Genomic DNA, 14648 nt, shown 5'->3' on the forward strand with positions numbered 1-14648 from the left:
CAGTTGTGGGCCGCTACAGGAGCCCGTGCGCCCTGGCGTTGGTGATCACCTGCGCCCGGTTGCGTGCATCGAGCTTGCGCATGACGTTGTGCAGGTAGGCCTTCACGGTGTTGAGGGACAGGCCGAGCTGCTCGCCGATCTCGGCGTTCGTGCCGCCCGCGGCGACCAGCCGCAAGACGTCGTACTCGCGCGGGGTGACCGGGCTCGGATCGGAGCCGTGGCGCTCGCCGCGGTAGCTGCCCTGCCGGACGACCTCGACAAGAGCTCGCCGCAGCGCCGACGCGGACGCGTCCTTCACGACGAGACCGCATGCGCCCGCGGCCAGCGCCGGCGCGACGCCGGCGTGCTCGGGAAAGGCGGTGAACAGCAGGATCCTGCTCGACGCGGACACCGCGAGCAGCCGGGGGACGACGTCGGCGGCGAGGGCGTCGGACAGGCGCAGGTCCAGCAGCACGACGTCGGGCCGCTCACGGGCGCACTCGACGACTGCCTGCTCGGCGTCGGCGGCCCGGCCCACGACCTCGATGTCACGGTGGCTGCCCAGCTGGGCGGCGACCCCGTCCCGGACGACGGGATGGTCGTCGACGACCAGCACCCGGATCGTCGCGGTCACGGGCTCAGCACGGCAGCTCCACCCGCCACATCGTGCCGCCGTAAGCATCGGTCTCGACCTGCATGGCCCCGCCGAGCCGCGCGACGGACTCGGCGGTGCCCGAGAGGCCCAAACCCGGCATGTGCCTCTCGCCGAGCCCGACGCCGTCGTCGGTGACCGCGACGACGAGCGAGACCCGGCCGTCACGGACCCGGCGGCTCACCGAGACGACCACCGCGCTCGCCCGTGCGTGCTTCTCCACGTTCAGCAGCGCCTCCCGGACCGCTGTGACCAGCGCCTGCGCCCGGGAGGGCGCGAGCGCGGGCGGGTCCTCGTCGAGGATGACGAGCTCGGCGGGGAGCCCGGTCCGGTCGCTGAAGGCGACGCAGTCCTCCCGCAGGATCACCGACAACGCGAGCGCGGACGGCGACGCGCGCAGCGCCCGCAACGACTCCCGCAATGCGGTCGACGCGTCGGCGGCGTGGCGCTGCAGTTGCCCGACCCGGGCTGCGAGCTCCGGATCCTCGCCGGCTGCCTCGGCCAGGCCTGCGGCACCCGAACCGATCGCGAACAGCAACGCGCCGACACTGTCGTGCAGCTCGGTGGCCAGTCGGCGACGCTCCTCGTGCACGGCCACCTCGCGCGCGAGCCGCGCGCGCTCGGCCACCGCGGCGGCCAGCGCGACCCGGTCTGCGACCTCGTTCGCGTGCTCGACCGCCCGATCGCCCCACGTGCCCGGATCACGCGCCCCGACGGCGAGCACCCCGAGCACCCGGCCCTCGCGCACGACCGGAACGGCGAGCAGCCGCTCGATGCCCTCCGCCCGGATGTGCCGGTCGAAGGTGTGCGTGATGTCGGCCGAGGCGAAGTAGTCGTCGACCCGGGCCGGTCTGCCCGCAGTGCTGACCATCCCGGTCAGCCCGAGACCTGCGGGCACGTGCAGGCCGTGCAGCATCGCGGTGCGATCACCCAGCACCCGGCGCAACACGAGGTCGCCGCCCGTGTCGGGTTCGGCGACCCACGCCACGTCACGGTCGTCGGCGAGCAGCGTCAGCGCCGCGCGCCACGCCTCCCCACGGTCGAGGATCTGGAGGAGCTCGGCGCGCTCGCGTGCGGCTCCCCCGTCGTCCATGGGCCGATTCAACTCCCGCCGCGCAGGAGTGTCACGAGTCGAACTGCTTGATGAGCTCGCGGCGCATGATCTTCCCCGTCGACGTCGCCGGCAGCGACTCCACGAACCGGACGAGCCGTGGCCGCTTGTAGGCGGCCAGGTGCGTGCCGGCGAAGGAGATCAGCTCGGCCTCCGTCGCTGTCGTGCCCGCGGCGAGCACGACGTACGCGCACGCCAGCTCGCCCCGGACCGGGTCCGGCACCGGCCCGGCCGCGACCATCGCGACGGCAGGATGCCCCGCGAGCACCCGCTCGATCTCCGCCGGGTACACGTTGTAACCACCGGTGATGATCATGTCCTTGCGGCGGTCGACGACGAAGACGTGGCCCGTGGCGTCCATCGTCGCGATGTCGCCGGTGTGCAGCCAGCCGTCGGGCTCCATCACCTCGGCCGTCGCCGTCGGGTTGTTGTGGTAGCCGAGCATCACGATCGGTCCGCGCACCATCAGCTCGCCGGGAACCCCCTGTGCCGCATCGCGAACCGGGTCCTCCAGGTCCGCGATGCGGACGTCGATTCCCGGCAGCGAGACCCCGATCGACCCCGGGACCCGCGGGGCGTGCAGCGCGTGGGTCGTGCCCAGCCCGGCGACCTCGGTCATCCCCCACAGCTCGATCAACGGTGCCCCGGAGCGCTGCTCCCACCGCTCGATCGTCGAGACCGGGATGGTCTGGCCCCCCACGGTGCAGCGCGTGAGCGTCGACAGGTCCGCATCCGCCAGTGCAGGGTCCGCGAGCATCACCGCATACATGGCGGGCACGCCCTCGAACATCGTCGCGGCGTGCTCGCCGATCAGCCGCAGCGCCTCGTCGGGCTCGAACCGCTCCATCAGCACGACGGTCCCGCCGACCAGGAACGTCCCGTTGACCACGACGTTGCCGTACACGTGCGGGACCGGCAGCGCGGTGACGACGACGTCGCGTTCGGTGCGGCCATGCATCGTCGCCGTCAGCGCGCAGTTGAGCAGCACCGCCTGGTGGCTCTGCACGGCGCCCTTGGGATGCCCCGTCGTGCCCGACGTGTAGCCGATCGTGCTGGGCTCGCCCGGGTCCGTCGTCACCCCCGGCACAGCACCCTCGGAGGCGAGCAGCTCGTCGAACGCGACCACGTCCGCCGACGACGACGCCCCGAACGCGATCACGCTCCGCAGCTCGGGAAGGTCCCTCGTGAGCTCGGCGACCCCGGCTGCCTGCTCCGCGCTGGTGAACACCGCCGCCGCCCCGCAGTCGCGCAGGACGAAGGCGAGCTCCTCCGGGGTCAGCATGACGTTCACCGGGTTGACGACGGCCCCGGCCTTGAGCACGCCGTGGTAGGCGACGACCCATTCCCACCGGTTCTGGGCGTACAACGACACCGCCCGTCCGGGCCGGACGCCACGCTCGGCCAGGCCGGCCGCGACCCGGTCGCTCAGCGCGTCCAGCTCGTCGAACCCGAGGGTGCGGGTCGCGGTCACCAGTGCGGGCTTGCCACCGAACCGCGCCGCCGCGGATCGCAGGATGTCTCCAGGACCTCTCACCGAACCTCCTCGTCCCCACGCCGACGGTGATCCCATCGCACGTCCGCCGGCTTCGGCACACCCGAACGGGTGGGGCGACCGGACGTCGTCCGAGGTGGAACGGGCCGGCGGACAGAGCCCCGCGCAGATGTGGCAGGACCCGGCCACCGCCCGGGCGATGCTGTGACGGTCCGCACGGGGAACGTTGCGGATGGCCTGTGCGACCGCCCTGCCCCTCGGCACCACGACGGACTCGCTCGTGGGGTACGCACTCGCCTACCGGCTCGTCGAGTCAGCACCGCCGGCATCCCGCTGAGCCACCGGCACCGACCTGGCCGAGCAGGAGTGCCGTGATGTCCTCCGCGGCCTCGACGTTGATCAGGTGGGCGCCCGGCAGCACCCGCAGCTCGGCACCGGCCACGCCGGCTGCGATGTCGGCGACGAGATCGCGCGGCGTCGCCGGATCATCGGCCCCGGCCACCACCCACGTCGGGACGTCGATCCTGCCGAGCAGGTCGCGGACGTCGAACTCCGAGACTGCCTCGCAACAGGCGGCGTAGGCCTGGTCGGACACGGCCCGGAGCATGGCGAGCAGCGCTGCCACCCGGTCCGGGTTCCGCGTCGCGAAACGCTCGGTGTACCAGACCCCCGCCCGGGAACCGACCATCGTCTCCGTGCCCCCCGCCCGGACCGCGGCGGCGCGGTTGCGCCACGACGGGGGATCCGGGAACCGGCTCGCCGTGGCCATCAGCGTCAGCGACTCGAGTCGATCGCCGTGCACGGCGAGGTGCTGCCCGATCGCGCCGCCGAGGGAGACCCCTGCATAGTGGAAGCGGTCGACCCCCAGCCCGTCGAGCGCCGCGAGAACTCCGCCCGCCAGGGCGGCGACGGTGACCGGTGACGCCGGATCGGGCGAGGCACCGTGGCCCGGCAGGTCGAACCGCACGGTCCGGACCACCGCGGCGAGAGCGGGGACCTGCTCGTCGAACAGGCCGGTGTCGGTGCCCAGCGACGGACCGAGCACCAGCGTCGGGCCGTGCGGCGGGCCGTCGACGACGGTGTGCAACGACAGGGTCATGACGTCGCCTCCGTGGGGCGCGGGACTCGCGTGGGCGGGGCTGCCCGGTCGAGGAACGTCACCTCGATCTCGGCTGCCGGGAGCGGGGCGTGCAGGAACGCCGTCCCGTCCGGCCGAACCTCGCCCACCGTCTCGCGCCCCCGCACGAGCACCCGGTAGCGGCCGGGGCCGGGCAGCATCGTGTCGGTCCGGAACAGCCCGCCGACCGAGCGGCCCACGACCCGGTGGGGACGTCCCAGCACCTCGGCTGCCGCAGCAGGGTCCCCGGCCCGGAGCAGTTCCCGGACCCGCGTGGAGGAACAGCCCGGTAGGAGGTCGATCCCGTGGACCGCGAAGTCGTGGCGCGGTCCGAGGCGCCTCAGCAGCCGCACGTCCCCCGCGCCGCGGTGGCCGAACCGGAAGTTCGCACCGACGACGACGTCCGTCGCGCGCAGCGCCCGCACCAGCACCTCGCGCACGAAGTCCACACCCGGAGTGCGGGCCATCGTGTCGCAGAACGGCAGCACGAGCACGGCATCCACGCCGTGGTCGTGCGCGAGGGCGACGCGCCGGGCGAGCCCCGTCAGCGGAGTGGTGTCGCGACGCGGACCGGCCACCGTCGCCGGATGGGGGTCGAAGGTCGCGAGGACGACCGGTCGCCGCCTGCGACGGCCCGTCTCGACGGTGTGCGCGAGGAGCCTCGCGTGGCCGCGGTGGACCCCGTCGAACACACCGAGGGCGACCACCGAACGGCCCCACTGCCAGGGGATCTGCCCGGTCCCCCGCCAGCACGTGACAGTGCCCGTGTCGTCGCGGAGCGTCGAGGCCGTCATGGTCGTCTCCCAGCGTCGGATCGTCGTGGCAGGTGTTCCCGGTGGCGTCCTCAGATCGCGGAGGGGTGCCGGCACAGTGGGGTGACCTGCACCGTCATGAACGGGAACAGCGGAAGGGCCCAGAGGATCTCGTGCATCTCGTCGGCCGACTCCACGTCGAAGATGCTGACGTTGGAGTACTGCCCGACCACCCGCCAGATGTGGGGCCACTTGCCCTGTCGCTGGAGGTCCTGGGAGTAGGCCTTCTCCCTGGCCACCGTGTCGGCGCGCTCGGCCGGATCGAGGTCGCGCGGGATGTCGACGTCCATCGTCACGTGGAACAGCACGTTCAGTCCCTTCGGAAGGCCCGGATCTTGTCGGGATCGAGGTCGATGCCGAGGCCGGGGCCCTCGGGCAGGTGCAGGTGCCCGTCCGCGTAGCGCAGCGGTTCGACTGCCATCTCCTCGGCCATCAGCAGCGGGCCGAACAGCTCGCTCCCCCATGTCACGCCGGGCGCGGCGCACGCGAAATGGAGTGAGGCCGCGGTGCCCAGTGGCGACTCGATCGACGTCGCGCCGTGAGACGGGATCCCTGCCGCGGCCCCGACGGCGGCGATCTCCATGCTGGCCCGGAGTCCGCCGCACTTGGTGGTCTTGACCGCGAAGATGTCCGCGGCCCCCAGCCGGGCGAGCCGCAGCGCGTCGGAGGGCGTCCGCAGCGACTCGTCGGCCATCACCGGGATGGGCAGCAGCGCGCTGATCTCGGCGAGGGTCTCGATCTCCGAACCCGGCACCGGCTGCTCGACCATCTCGACCCCCGCGTCGGCCAGCCGGGGCAGGTGAGCGAGTGAGGTGAGCCGGTCCCAGCGTGCGTTGAGGTCGACCCGCACACCCGCGACCCCGGCGAGTTTCTCCGCGACCGCCTCGACCCGCGAGACGTCGACAGCCGGTTCGTCGGCCCCCATCTTGAGCTTGAACGAGTGGTGCAGGCCGGCGTCGAGCTTGCCCAGTGCCTCCTCGACGACGACCGGTGCCGGCTCTGTCCCGAGCGCCCAGGTCACCGGGACCGAGCTCCGCACCGCGCCGCCCAGCAGGGCGTGGACGCCGATGCCGAGGCTGCGGGCCCAGGCGTCGTGGAGTGCGACCTCGACCGCCGCCTTGGCGAACAGGTTGGCAGCGACGACGTCGGTGATGTCGCGCTGCAGCGTCCCGATCTCGTCGACCCGGCGCCCCGTCAGGATCGGGGCGATGTAGCGCTCGATGATCACCTGCATCGTCTCGACGGACTCACCACCCCACCAGGGACCGGCCGGGACGACGCCCTCACCGGTCCCGGTGATCCCGCCTGCGGTGCGGACGAACACGTAGAGCACCGGTTGGGCGTTCATGCTCGCCCGGGCGAACCGGTGGGGCCTGCGCAGCGGGATGTCCACCAGGACGGTCTCGACGCGGTCGATCCGCAGGTCGTCGCTCACGTTCTCGAATGCCTCTCGGGAGAGAGCCGGCCCCGGGCGGAAGCGGGGCCGGCCCTGGGTGAACAGGATCAGACCGGCTCGAGGACGAAGTCGTACTCGGAGCGGAAGCTGCCGTCGGCCAGCTGCTGCGGGTCCAGGATCAGCTCGGGCTTGGTGGCTCGGGCGACGTCGTCGTCGATGTACTGCGCGCCCGTGAAGTAGAGCTGCGTCGTGATGGTGCGGTGCCCGTCGGCGCGCACGAGCAGGTGCAGGTGGGCCGGCCGCCACGGGTGCCAGCCGGCCGCCTCGATGAGCTCACCGGTCGGTCCGTCGGTCGGGACCTGGTAGGGCGCCGGCAGGATCGTCGAGATCGCGAAGCGGCCCTGCTCGTCGGTGACGACGACGCCGCGCAGGTTTCCCTCGGGCAGGTGCGGGGCGAACCCGGAGTAGAAGCCGTCGGCGCTGTTCTGCCATACGTCGAGCTCGGCCCCGGCCAGCGGGTTCCCGTCGAGGTCGCGGACCTGTCCCTGGAACAGCCACGACGACCCGGGCTCGTCCGGTCGGGCGGGCAGCGCCGCGACGGCGGGCAGCCGGACCTGGTCCGGGAGGTAGTACGGGCCGAGGATGGTCCCGGTCGTACCGGCCTGGGTCTCTGCGGCAACCTCTTCGACGGCGTGCTCGACGAACACGTCGAGGAACAACGGCCACTCGCCGCCGTCCCCGAGGTCCATCAGCCACTTCTTGGCGGCCTGGAACTCGGGGTAGGTCACCTTGTGCTCACGGATCACGCCGTGCACTGCGGCGAGCACCGCGCGAGCGAGCGTGTCGACCCGCGCGGTCGAGCTGCCGGCCGACCCGAAGCCGGAGGCGCTGCCCGCGCGGAACGATGCCGACGCCGACGCGCCGGAGTCCACGGCGGACGGGGACGGGGTGGTGTGTTCTGTGGTGGTCATCGGCTCGTCTCCTCGTTCGGTCGTCAGCGGTTGCGGTTGCGCAGGAAGGACACGTCGTCGTTGCCGATCAGGTCGGGCACGGTCCAGCCGTCGAGGTCGTACTCGGACAGGCACTGCTCGGCCAGGCCCTTCATGGCCGCCGTGGTGCCCTGTGCCTCGGCCGCGAACAGCAGCTCGGCCTTCACGTTCTCGTGGTTGCCGGAGTAGTTGCGCTCGTAGAGCTCGTGGCGGCCGCCGAACTCCGTGCCGACCGCGTCCCAGAGCGCCTTCATCACCTTGACCCGGTCCACGGCCTCGTAGCCGTTGGAGCCGCGGATGTACTTGTCGAGGTAGGGGCGCACCTCGGGGGTCTTGAAGTCGACAGAGTGGGAGTTGAGGTAGATCAGCCCGGACGCGACGTCGGACTCGATGATCTCCTTGATCCGCGGGTAGGCCTGGATCATCAGCATCCGGTAGGTCAGGCCGTAGTCGAGCTTGGGCAGCAACGCCCCGTTGGTCCATTCGTCGGGGTTGCGGGCCATCGCGTCGGCGAGCGCGTAGAAGGTGTTGCGCCAGCCGACGACCTCACCGACGCGGGTCTGCACACCGCGGAAGTCCTTGCTGCCCGTGATCTCGAGGGCCTTGAGCAGCAGCCCGGCGATGAAGTCGATCTTGGTGGCGAGCCGGATGCAGCCGTGGAAGGTGAAGCGGGGGATGAACCCCGACACGGGGAAGAATCCGTTGATCTTCTCGATGTCGCCGTAGAGGAAGACGTTCTCCCACGGCACGAGCACCTTGTCGAAGATGAAGACCGTGTCGTTCTCGTCGAACCGCGACGACAGCGGGTAGTCGAACGGGCTGCCCATGACGGCGGCCTGCTGGGAGTAGGAGGTCCGGCAGATCAGCTTGATGCCCGGCGCGTCCATCGGCACCGTGCAGATGAGCGCGAACTCCTTCTTCTTGATCGGCAGCCCGTAGTGGGCGATGAAGTTGTAGTTCGTGATCGCCGAGCCGGTGGCGACGACCTTGGCCCCGGAGACGATCAGGCCCGCGTCGGTCTCGCGCTCCACCTTCATGAACACGTCGCCGACCTCGTCCGGCGGCAGGTTGCGGTCCACCGGCGGGTTGATGATCGCGTGGTTCCAGTAGAGGACCTTCTCCTGCGACTCCTTGTACCAGCGCTTCGCGTTGTCCTCGAACGGCGCGTAGAACTCGGAGTTGGCCCCGAGCGTGCCCAGGAAGCTGGCCTTGTAGTCGGGACTGCGACCCATCCAGCCGTACGACATCCGGGCCCAACCCTCGATGGCACGACGGTCGGCGAGCAGGTCCTCGACCGAGTGCGGACTGCGGAAGAACGGGTGCGTGACGCCACCGTTGCCGGTGTCGGTGGGCACGGTCAGCCGGTCGCGCGTGGCCGGGTCGTGCAGGGCGTCGTAGAGCCGAGCCGTCATCCGGACCGGGTTGCGGAACGCCGGGTGCGTGGTCACGTCCTTCACCCGCTCGCCGTACACCCAGACCTCACGACCGTCCTGGATCGAGGCGATGTACTCGTCGCCGGTCATCGGTGCGGTGGTCGCGACAGGAGTGACCTGCTCGGAGCGGTCCTCTTGAATCGTCATCTCTCAACCTTCTCTGCGAGGGTGGAAGTGGGGACGGACGGTCAGCACGCGTGTGGACCCAGCGGGGTGAAGGCGCTCCGGGCGTCGAACCAGCCGGCGTCGGGGTTGTCCAGCGAGCCGCCCCAGTGCACGCCGGTCTCGATCGCGCCGATCTCGCGGAATGCGCCCCGGTAGAACAGCAGCGGTTCGTCGTCGGCGACATCGAGGTGCTCGACCTCGCCCACCACGATCAAGTGGTCCCCGCCGTCGTAGGTCCTCCACGGACGGCAGAAGTAGACGGCGGACGATCCCACCAGGTAGGGCGTCGCCTCGCGCTCCAGCCACTCGGGCTCGGGCTCGGCCGGGCGGCCGGCGAAGTGCCACGCCGTGTCGACCTGGCCCTGACCCAGCACGTTCACCGCGAAAGGAGCCCCCTCCAGATACGAGCAGGCCTTCGACTTCCGGGTCAACGTCACCTGGCACAACGCCGGGTCGAGCGAGACGGCCGTGAAGGCGTTGACGGTGGCGCCGTGCGGCAGCCCGTCGTGGTTCCTGCAGGTCACCACGGTGACGCCGGTGGCAAAGCGACCGAAGGCGACCCGCAGCTGCTGTGACTGAGGAGCCATTCCCGCACCTCCTGTGCAACGATGCACGCTATGCGTACTTTTCGAACGCATTGCGTTCACTTGGCGGAGAGTGCCGCACGCCACGTGGCGAGTCAAGTCCGGACTCCGGATCCGACTAGGAGAAGATGGGCGGGATGAGCGCCAGCGGAAGTGAGCGGGACTTCGTGCAGAGTCTCGAGCGGGGCTTCGCGGTCCTCCTCGCCTTCGACGCCGACATGGTGGAGCCCACGCTGGCCGAGCTGGCGACGAAGACCGGGCTCTCCCGCCCCGCCGTGCGCCGGCTCCTCCTGACCCTGCAGCGCATGGGCTACGTCGCCAACCACGGGCCACGGTGGTCGCTGACCCCCCGCGTCCTGAGCATCGGCCAGCACTACACGGCGACCAAGGCGATGCTCGAGCTCTCCCAGCCCTACCTGCTCGCGCTGGCCGAGGAGACCGGCGAGTCGGCCTCGCTCGCCGAGCTCGACGGCTCCGAAGTCGTCTACGTGGCCCGCGTCCCGGTGCGCCGGATCATGAGCATCAACGTCGCCGTCGGCACCCGGGTACCCGCGTACGCGACGTCGATGGGACGGGTACTGCTCGCCTGGGCGGGGCCCGAACGCATCACTCGCTACCTCGAGGAGACCGTGCTGCGCCCGCTGACGCCGCTGACCGTCACCTCGCCGGAGGAACTGCGGCTGCGCCTCGCCACGGTCCGGGAGCAGGGATGGGCCCTGGTCGACGGCGAGCTGGAAGGCGGACTGATCTCGGTCGCGGTCCCGGTACGGGACCAGTCCGGTGCCGTCGTGGCCGCACTCGCGTCGTCGACCTCCGCGGGGCGGCTGCCCTCGCAGGAGCTGGAGACCTCGACGGTGCAGCTGCTGCTCCGCACCGCGGCGGGCATCTCCGCCGAGCTCGGCCACGGCCCTCGCTCGGAGGTCGCACGGGACGGATTCTTCTGAGCCGGCCCGACCCCCCGGACGCGCGCATCCCCTCGGAACGCGCCGTGGCCGAGATTCTTGACATGTCATGTCCAGGTTGTACCGTGACCACGTGCGGATGAGCCAGGGCGTGGAGTGGGCGCTCCACGTACTGCTCACCTTGTCCTGGCTCGAGGACGACGAGCCGGTGACCGTCGGCAGGCTCGCGAAGGCGCACGATCTGCCTGCCCCGTATCTCAACAAGCAGCTGCAGGCCTTGGTCAGAGCCGGGATCGTCGAGTCGCTTCCGGGCGCTCGTGGCGGGTTCCGCCTGGCCCGGCCGGAGTCGGCGATCACGATGATGGACGTCGTCGCGGCCATCGAGGGTACGGAGCAGGCGTTCCGCTGCACGGAGATCCGCAGGGAGGGGGCAGGAGCGGACCTGGACAGGTCCTACTTCGAGGCCCCCTGCGTCATCAGCACGGCGATGCGTCGTGCCGAGCTCGCGTGGAGACGCGAGCTCGCCGGCCGCACCATCGCCGACCTCCGGGCCGAGGTCGACGACCACGGCCCCGATGCTCGACGGGTGACCCGGAAAGCCTTCGGGCGCCTCCCTGCCAACTGACCGTCGCTCGTCGACGTTCGAACGTGGCGTCAGCAATCGCTGCGCCGTCGAGGATGGAGAAAACCGGATGTCTGATGTCTTGATCATCGGTGGCGGCTTCGCCGGGGTGTGGGCCGCGGCTGCCGCGGTCCGCGCACGCCACGAGGCCGGCGCGGACGAGCAGGCACTCCGGGTGACCATGGTCGCCCCGGGCGACGACCTGGTCATCCGCCCACGCCTCTACGAGGACGACCCCCAGTCCAAGCGGGTATCGCTCGACCGGGTCCTCGGCCCGATCGGCGTCCGCCGCGTCACCGCGACGGTCACCGGGGTCGACACCGGCACCCGCACCGTCACTGCGCTCGGCCGGGACGGCTCGGCGCTGGAGCTCTCCTACGACCGGCTCGTCCTCGCGGCCGGTTCCCGGGTGGTGACCCCGCCGGTCGAGGGATCCCAGCACCTGTTCGACGTCGACACGATGCCTGCCGCCGCCCGCCTCGATTCGCACATCGGTCGACTGCCGGTCCAGCCCGGCGGTGCGGAGCGGTTCACCGCGGTCGTGATCGGTGGCGGCTTCACCGGCATCGAGATCGCCACCGAGCTGCCGGCCCGACTGCGCAAGGTCGCCGGCGGCGACCTCGTCCGCGTCGTGCTCGTCGAGCGCGAGGGCGCTGTCGGACCCGAGCTCGGCCCGGGTCCACGTCCCGAGATCGTCGCAGCACTCGAGCACGCGGGCGTCGAGGTCCTGCTCGGCGTCTCACTGACGTCGCTCGACGACACCCGGGTGACCCTGTCCGACGGCACCGTGATCCCGACCCGCACCGCCGTGTGGACGGCCGGCATGCGGGCCAGCCGCCTCACCGAGCAGATCGACGGCTCGCGCGACGGGATCGGCCGCCTCGAGGTCGACGAGTACTTCCGGGTGGTCGGCGTGGACGGCGTGTACGCCGCCGGGGACACGGCTGCCGCAACCGTCGAGGACGGCCATGTGGTGATGCAGAGCTGCCAGCACGCCGTCCCGCAGGGCAAGTTCGCCGGCGCGAACGTGGCAGCCGACCTGCTGGGCCTGCCCCAGGTGGCGTTCGCCCCGAACCCGTACGTGACCTGTCTGGACCTGGGTCCGTACGGTGCCGTGCTCACCCTGGGCTGGGACCGCCGGGTCGCCCAGAAGGGGCCCGAGGCGAAGCAGCTCAAGCACTCGATCAACTCCGAGTGGATCTATCCCCCTGTCGACGACGCCCAGGCGATCCTCAAGCTGGCCGACTTCCGCACCACCTGGCCGACCGAGGCCGTCGACGCCGTCTCCTGACGCCGCGCCGCTCCCGGCGCTGCGATCCCGCAGCACCGAACCCGAGAGAGTGCAGGTGACCCGCATCATGATCGACATCAACGGCACCACGGTCGAGGTCCTGGACGAGCACCCGATGTCAGAGCTGCCCGCCGAGGGGCACCTGATGACGGTGACCGTCACGATCCCGCCGAGGAACCCCGGCACCCCGGCCCACCGCCACTCGGGCCCGGTCTACGGCTACATGCTCGAAGGCGAGATGATCTTCGAGCTCGAGGGGGACCCCCCGGTCGTCATGCGGCCGGGCGACACGATCTGGGAGCCCGGTGGCGACCGGATCCACTACCAGGCCGCGAACCCGGGTGACACAGTGGCGAAGTTCGTGGTCGTGATGGCCTGCAAGGCCGGCGAGGAGATGCTCACCTTCGTCGAGCCGGCGGAGCTGGAGGCGCGCAAGCACCTCCGGCACTCCGGCCCGGTGGTCGACCCTCGCGCGGTCGAGGCGTAGGAGACCTCGCGGGCCCACCCCTGTGGGCCCGGGGCCGCAACCTCGGCCTCCGGCCCAGCGGCCCACCGGCCCGCGCACGATCATGTCCCGCCCGGACCGGGCACCTCACGGGCGTACGCCTCCGCAGCCGCCGCGAGCAGCGAGGCGGCCCGCAAGCACTCCATCGTCGCCTCGCTCGGTGTCGTGGAGCGCTCCGGTGGCAGCGTCTACATCGGCAACCGGATCATCGGTGCCGACGGTAGAACGCCGGTGGGCCGTCGCAAGCTCGAGCCGACGCACATGGAGCGCACCGTGCTCGGCGAGGGCGACGGCTCCGACCTGGTCGTGACGGACTCACCCCTGGGCCGCCTCGGGGTGCCCGCCTGCCGGGAGCATCCGCAGCCGCTGAGCACGTACGCGATGAACAGCCAGAACGAGCAGGTCCACATCGCGGCGTGGCCGGGCTTCTCCCTGTACCAGGGAAAGGCGTACTCGCCGGGGTACGCGCCGTCGTGGAGCACGACGGCCCGGCCGCGTCGGGGCCCGCGTGGCCGGGCCGGCTGCCGACGAGTTCGCCGAGAACACGGCGGACGAGCACGGTATCCGCGATCACCACGGCCGTGCCTGAACCGCGATCACCCCGATCCAGCACCGGCCGCCGGGTGCAGCGTGTTGCGCGACAGGTGCAGCGCCGCCGCGACGTGCCGAACCGGGCGCACCTCCCCCCTGGGTCCTTTCGCCGCAGGTCGGCACGGCTGCCGCATCAGGACCGAGCGGAGTACCTGTGCGCGACGTGGTCCGGGACCAGGATGTCGTCGGGCAGCCGGGGGCAGCGCTGCGGCGCCCCCCAGTTCGTCACGATCGGGACGACTCCGGCCCAGCAGCGCGCCGAGGCGATGTCCTCCTCGTCGTCCCCGGGGGGTCCGGTCCGCACCTTCACGCTGGCCTCCACCATGTCGAGGGACAACAGCACGGTCGCCGCCAGCTCCTTGGTGGTGGGTCCTCGCGCGTGCTCCCACGAGCCGGGGGCCATGTGGTCGGCCAGCGCCCGGAGACCGGCGAGCTTCTGTCCCTCGTCCTCGACGCGGAGTGCGACCCCGTGGATCACAGCGCAGCGGTAGTTGACGGAGTGACTGAAGACGGAGCGGGCGTACACGATCCCGTCGACGTGGGTCACCGTCACACACACCGGGGCCCCCTCGGCGGCCGCCCGAAGGCTCGTGGCGCCGGACGAGCCGTGCAGGTAGAGGGTGTCGCCGATCCTGCCGAAGCTCGTGGGCAGCACGAGAGGTGCGCCGTCGACGACGGTGCCCAGGTGACACACGACGCCGGCATCCAGCACCGCGTGGAGGTCCCGCCGATCGGTTCTGGCCCGGTCCGGGTAGCGCCCGAGCGTCGTCCTCGTCGTCGACGACAGCGGCGTCGAATCGATTCCCGTCACTGTTCCAGCCTCTCAAAGCCGTCAAGAGTGGAGACGGTCATTGCGGGAGCGGCGACGACACGGCGGCTGCCGACGCCCTTGACCCTCTGTCCGCATCGCAAGTACTCTGGACAAGAATCGTTTATATTCTTGGCCGTCGGCACGGACCCCGGCGCCGTTGCGCGCCTCCGCAGCCCGCCCCCACACCCGCTTCTGC

General features: G+C 71.3%; 15 protein-coding genes and 1 pseudogene. 5 read left to right on the forward strand and 11 right to left on the reverse strand.

Annotation, left to right across the window (positions count from 1 at the left end; all coding sequences use genetic code 11):
- Positions 1–13 precede the first annotated feature (13 nt).
- The 10 genes from TOK_RS01120 to TOK_RS01165 all read right to left on the reverse strand — a co-directional run bounded on the left by TOK_RS01120 (position 14) and on the right by TOK_RS01165 (position 9733).
- Complete coding sequence (locus tag TOK_RS01120; RefSeq protein ID WP_253258110.1) at positions 14–613, reverse strand: response regulator transcription factor; 600 nt, start codon at positions 611–613, stop codon at positions 14–16.
- Positions 614–617: 4 nt separating this feature from the next.
- Complete coding sequence (locus tag TOK_RS01125; protein ID WP_098955870.1) at positions 618–1724, reverse strand: GAF domain-containing sensor histidine kinase; 1107 nt, start codon at positions 1722–1724, stop codon at positions 618–620.
- A gap of 31 nt (positions 1725–1755) precedes the next feature.
- Entirely contained in the window at positions 1756–3276 is a 1521-nt protein-coding gene (locus TOK_RS01130) for a class I adenylate-forming enzyme family protein (protein WP_098955871.1), read from the reverse strand.
- 271 nt (positions 3277–3547) lie between these two features.
- The gene (locus tag TOK_RS01135; RefSeq protein WP_098955872.1) at positions 3548–4333 is read right to left on the reverse strand and encodes an alpha/beta fold hydrolase; all 786 of its coding nucleotides are present in this window, start codon (positions 4331–4333) and stop codon (positions 3548–3550) included.
- Positions 4330–5145 carry a cytidyltransferase gene (locus TOK_RS01140; protein WP_098955873.1) on the reverse strand — a complete coding sequence of 272 codons (816 nt, stop codon included), beginning with the start codon at positions 5143–5145 and terminating at the stop codon, positions 4330–4332. Before TOK_RS01140 ends, TOK_RS01135 begins: the two co-directional genes overlap by 4 nt.
- Before the next feature lie 50 nt (positions 5146–5195).
- Positions 5196–5471, reverse strand: a complete 276-nt coding sequence (gene catC / locus TOK_RS01145) for a muconolactone Delta-isomerase (protein ID WP_216361803.1) — start codon at positions 5469–5471, stop codon at positions 5196–5198.
- A 2-nt stretch (positions 5472–5473) separates the two neighbouring features.
- On the reverse strand, positions 5474–6598 hold the full coding sequence (locus TOK_RS01150) for a muconate/chloromuconate family cycloisomerase (RefSeq protein ID WP_098955874.1): 1125 nt from the start codon (positions 6596–6598) through the stop codon (positions 5474–5476).
- Between the two features lie 68 nt (positions 6599–6666).
- Entirely contained in the window at positions 6667–7530 is an 864-nt protein-coding gene (locus TOK_RS01155; RefSeq protein WP_098955875.1) for a dioxygenase, read from the reverse strand.
- 23 nt (positions 7531–7553) lie between these two features.
- Entirely contained in the window at positions 7554–9128 is a 1575-nt protein-coding gene (locus tag TOK_RS01160; protein WP_098955876.1) for a 4-hydroxyphenylacetate 3-hydroxylase family protein, read from the reverse strand.
- A 41-nt stretch (positions 9129–9169) separates the two neighbouring features.
- Entirely contained in the window at positions 9170–9733 is a 564-nt protein-coding gene (locus TOK_RS01165) for a flavin reductase family protein (RefSeq protein WP_098955877.1), read from the reverse strand.
- A 134-nt stretch (positions 9734–9867) separates the two neighbouring features.
- On the opposite strand from TOK_RS01165, the gene TOK_RS01170 reads away from it, so the two are divergent.
- From TOK_RS01170 to TOK_RS33160, 5 genes and pseudogenes are all read left to right on the forward strand, one after another.
- On the forward strand, positions 9868–10674 hold the full coding sequence (locus TOK_RS01170; protein ID WP_306305123.1) for an IclR family transcriptional regulator C-terminal domain-containing protein: 807 nt from the start codon (positions 9868–9870) through the stop codon (positions 10672–10674).
- Positions 10675–10771: 97 nt separating this feature from the next.
- On the forward strand, positions 10772–11257 hold the full coding sequence (locus TOK_RS01175) for an Rrf2 family transcriptional regulator (protein ID WP_374754845.1): 486 nt from the start codon (positions 10772–10774) through the stop codon (positions 11255–11257).
- A 67-nt stretch (positions 11258–11324) separates the two neighbouring features.
- Positions 11325–12545 carry an NAD(P)/FAD-dependent oxidoreductase gene (locus TOK_RS01180; RefSeq protein WP_098955879.1) on the forward strand — a complete coding sequence of 407 codons (1221 nt, stop codon included), beginning with the start codon at positions 11325–11327 and terminating at the stop codon, positions 12543–12545.
- A gap of 55 nt (positions 12546–12600) precedes the next feature.
- On the forward strand, positions 12601–13032 hold the full coding sequence (locus tag TOK_RS01185) for a cupin domain-containing protein (RefSeq protein ID WP_253258111.1): 432 nt from the start codon (positions 12601–12603) through the stop codon (positions 13030–13032).
- Positions 13033–13170: 138 nt separating this feature from the next.
- Positions 13171–13476, forward strand: a pseudogene (locus tag TOK_RS33160) (nitrilase-related carbon-nitrogen hydrolase); the annotation flags it as partial.
- Between the two features lie 298 nt (positions 13477–13774).
- On the opposite strand, the gene TOK_RS01195 reads toward TOK_RS33160, so the two are convergent.
- The gene (locus tag TOK_RS01195) at positions 13775–14452 is read right to left on the reverse strand and encodes a pyridoxamine 5'-phosphate oxidase family protein (RefSeq protein WP_216361804.1); all 678 of its coding nucleotides are present in this window, start codon (positions 14450–14452) and stop codon (positions 13775–13777) included.
- Positions 14453–14648 lie beyond the last annotated feature (196 nt).

Origin of the sequence: Pseudonocardia sp. N23, assembly GCF_002583555.1 — a bacterium.
GTDB lineage: Bacteria > Actinomycetota > Actinomycetes > Mycobacteriales > Pseudonocardiaceae > Pseudonocardia.

Coding starts and splice junctions, on each gene's coding strand:
- TOK_RS01180 (WP_098955879.1), top strand. CDS start 11,325: ATGTCTGATGTCTTGATCATCGGTGGCGGCTTCGCCGGGGTGTGGGCC.
- TOK_RS01165 (WP_098955877.1), bottom strand. CDS start 9,733: ATGGCTCCTCAGTCACAGCAGCTGCGGGTCGCCTTCGGTCGCTTTGCC.
- TOK_RS01135 (WP_098955872.1), bottom strand. CDS start 4,333: ATGACCCTGTCGTTGCACACCGTCGTCGACGGCCCGCCGCACGGCCCG.
- TOK_RS01125 (WP_098955870.1), bottom strand. CDS start 1,724: ATGGACGACGGGGGAGCCGCACGCGAGCGCGCCGAGCTCCTCCAGATC.
- TOK_RS01170 (WP_306305123.1), top strand. CDS start 9,868: ATGAGCGCCAGCGGAAGTGAGCGGGACTTCGTGCAGAGTCTCGAGCGG.
- TOK_RS01175 (WP_374754845.1), top strand. CDS start 10,772: ATGAGCCAGGGCGTGGAGTGGGCGCTCCACGTACTGCTCACCTTGTCC.
- TOK_RS01160 (WP_098955876.1), bottom strand. CDS start 9,128: ATGACGATTCAAGAGGACCGCTCCGAGCAGGTCACTCCTGTCGCGACC.
- TOK_RS01140 (WP_098955873.1), bottom strand. CDS start 5,145: ATGACGGCCTCGACGCTCCGCGACGACACGGGCACTGTCACGTGCTGG.
- TOK_RS01155 (WP_098955875.1), bottom strand. CDS start 7,530: ATGACCACCACAGAACACACCACCCCGTCCCCGTCCGCCGTGGACTCC.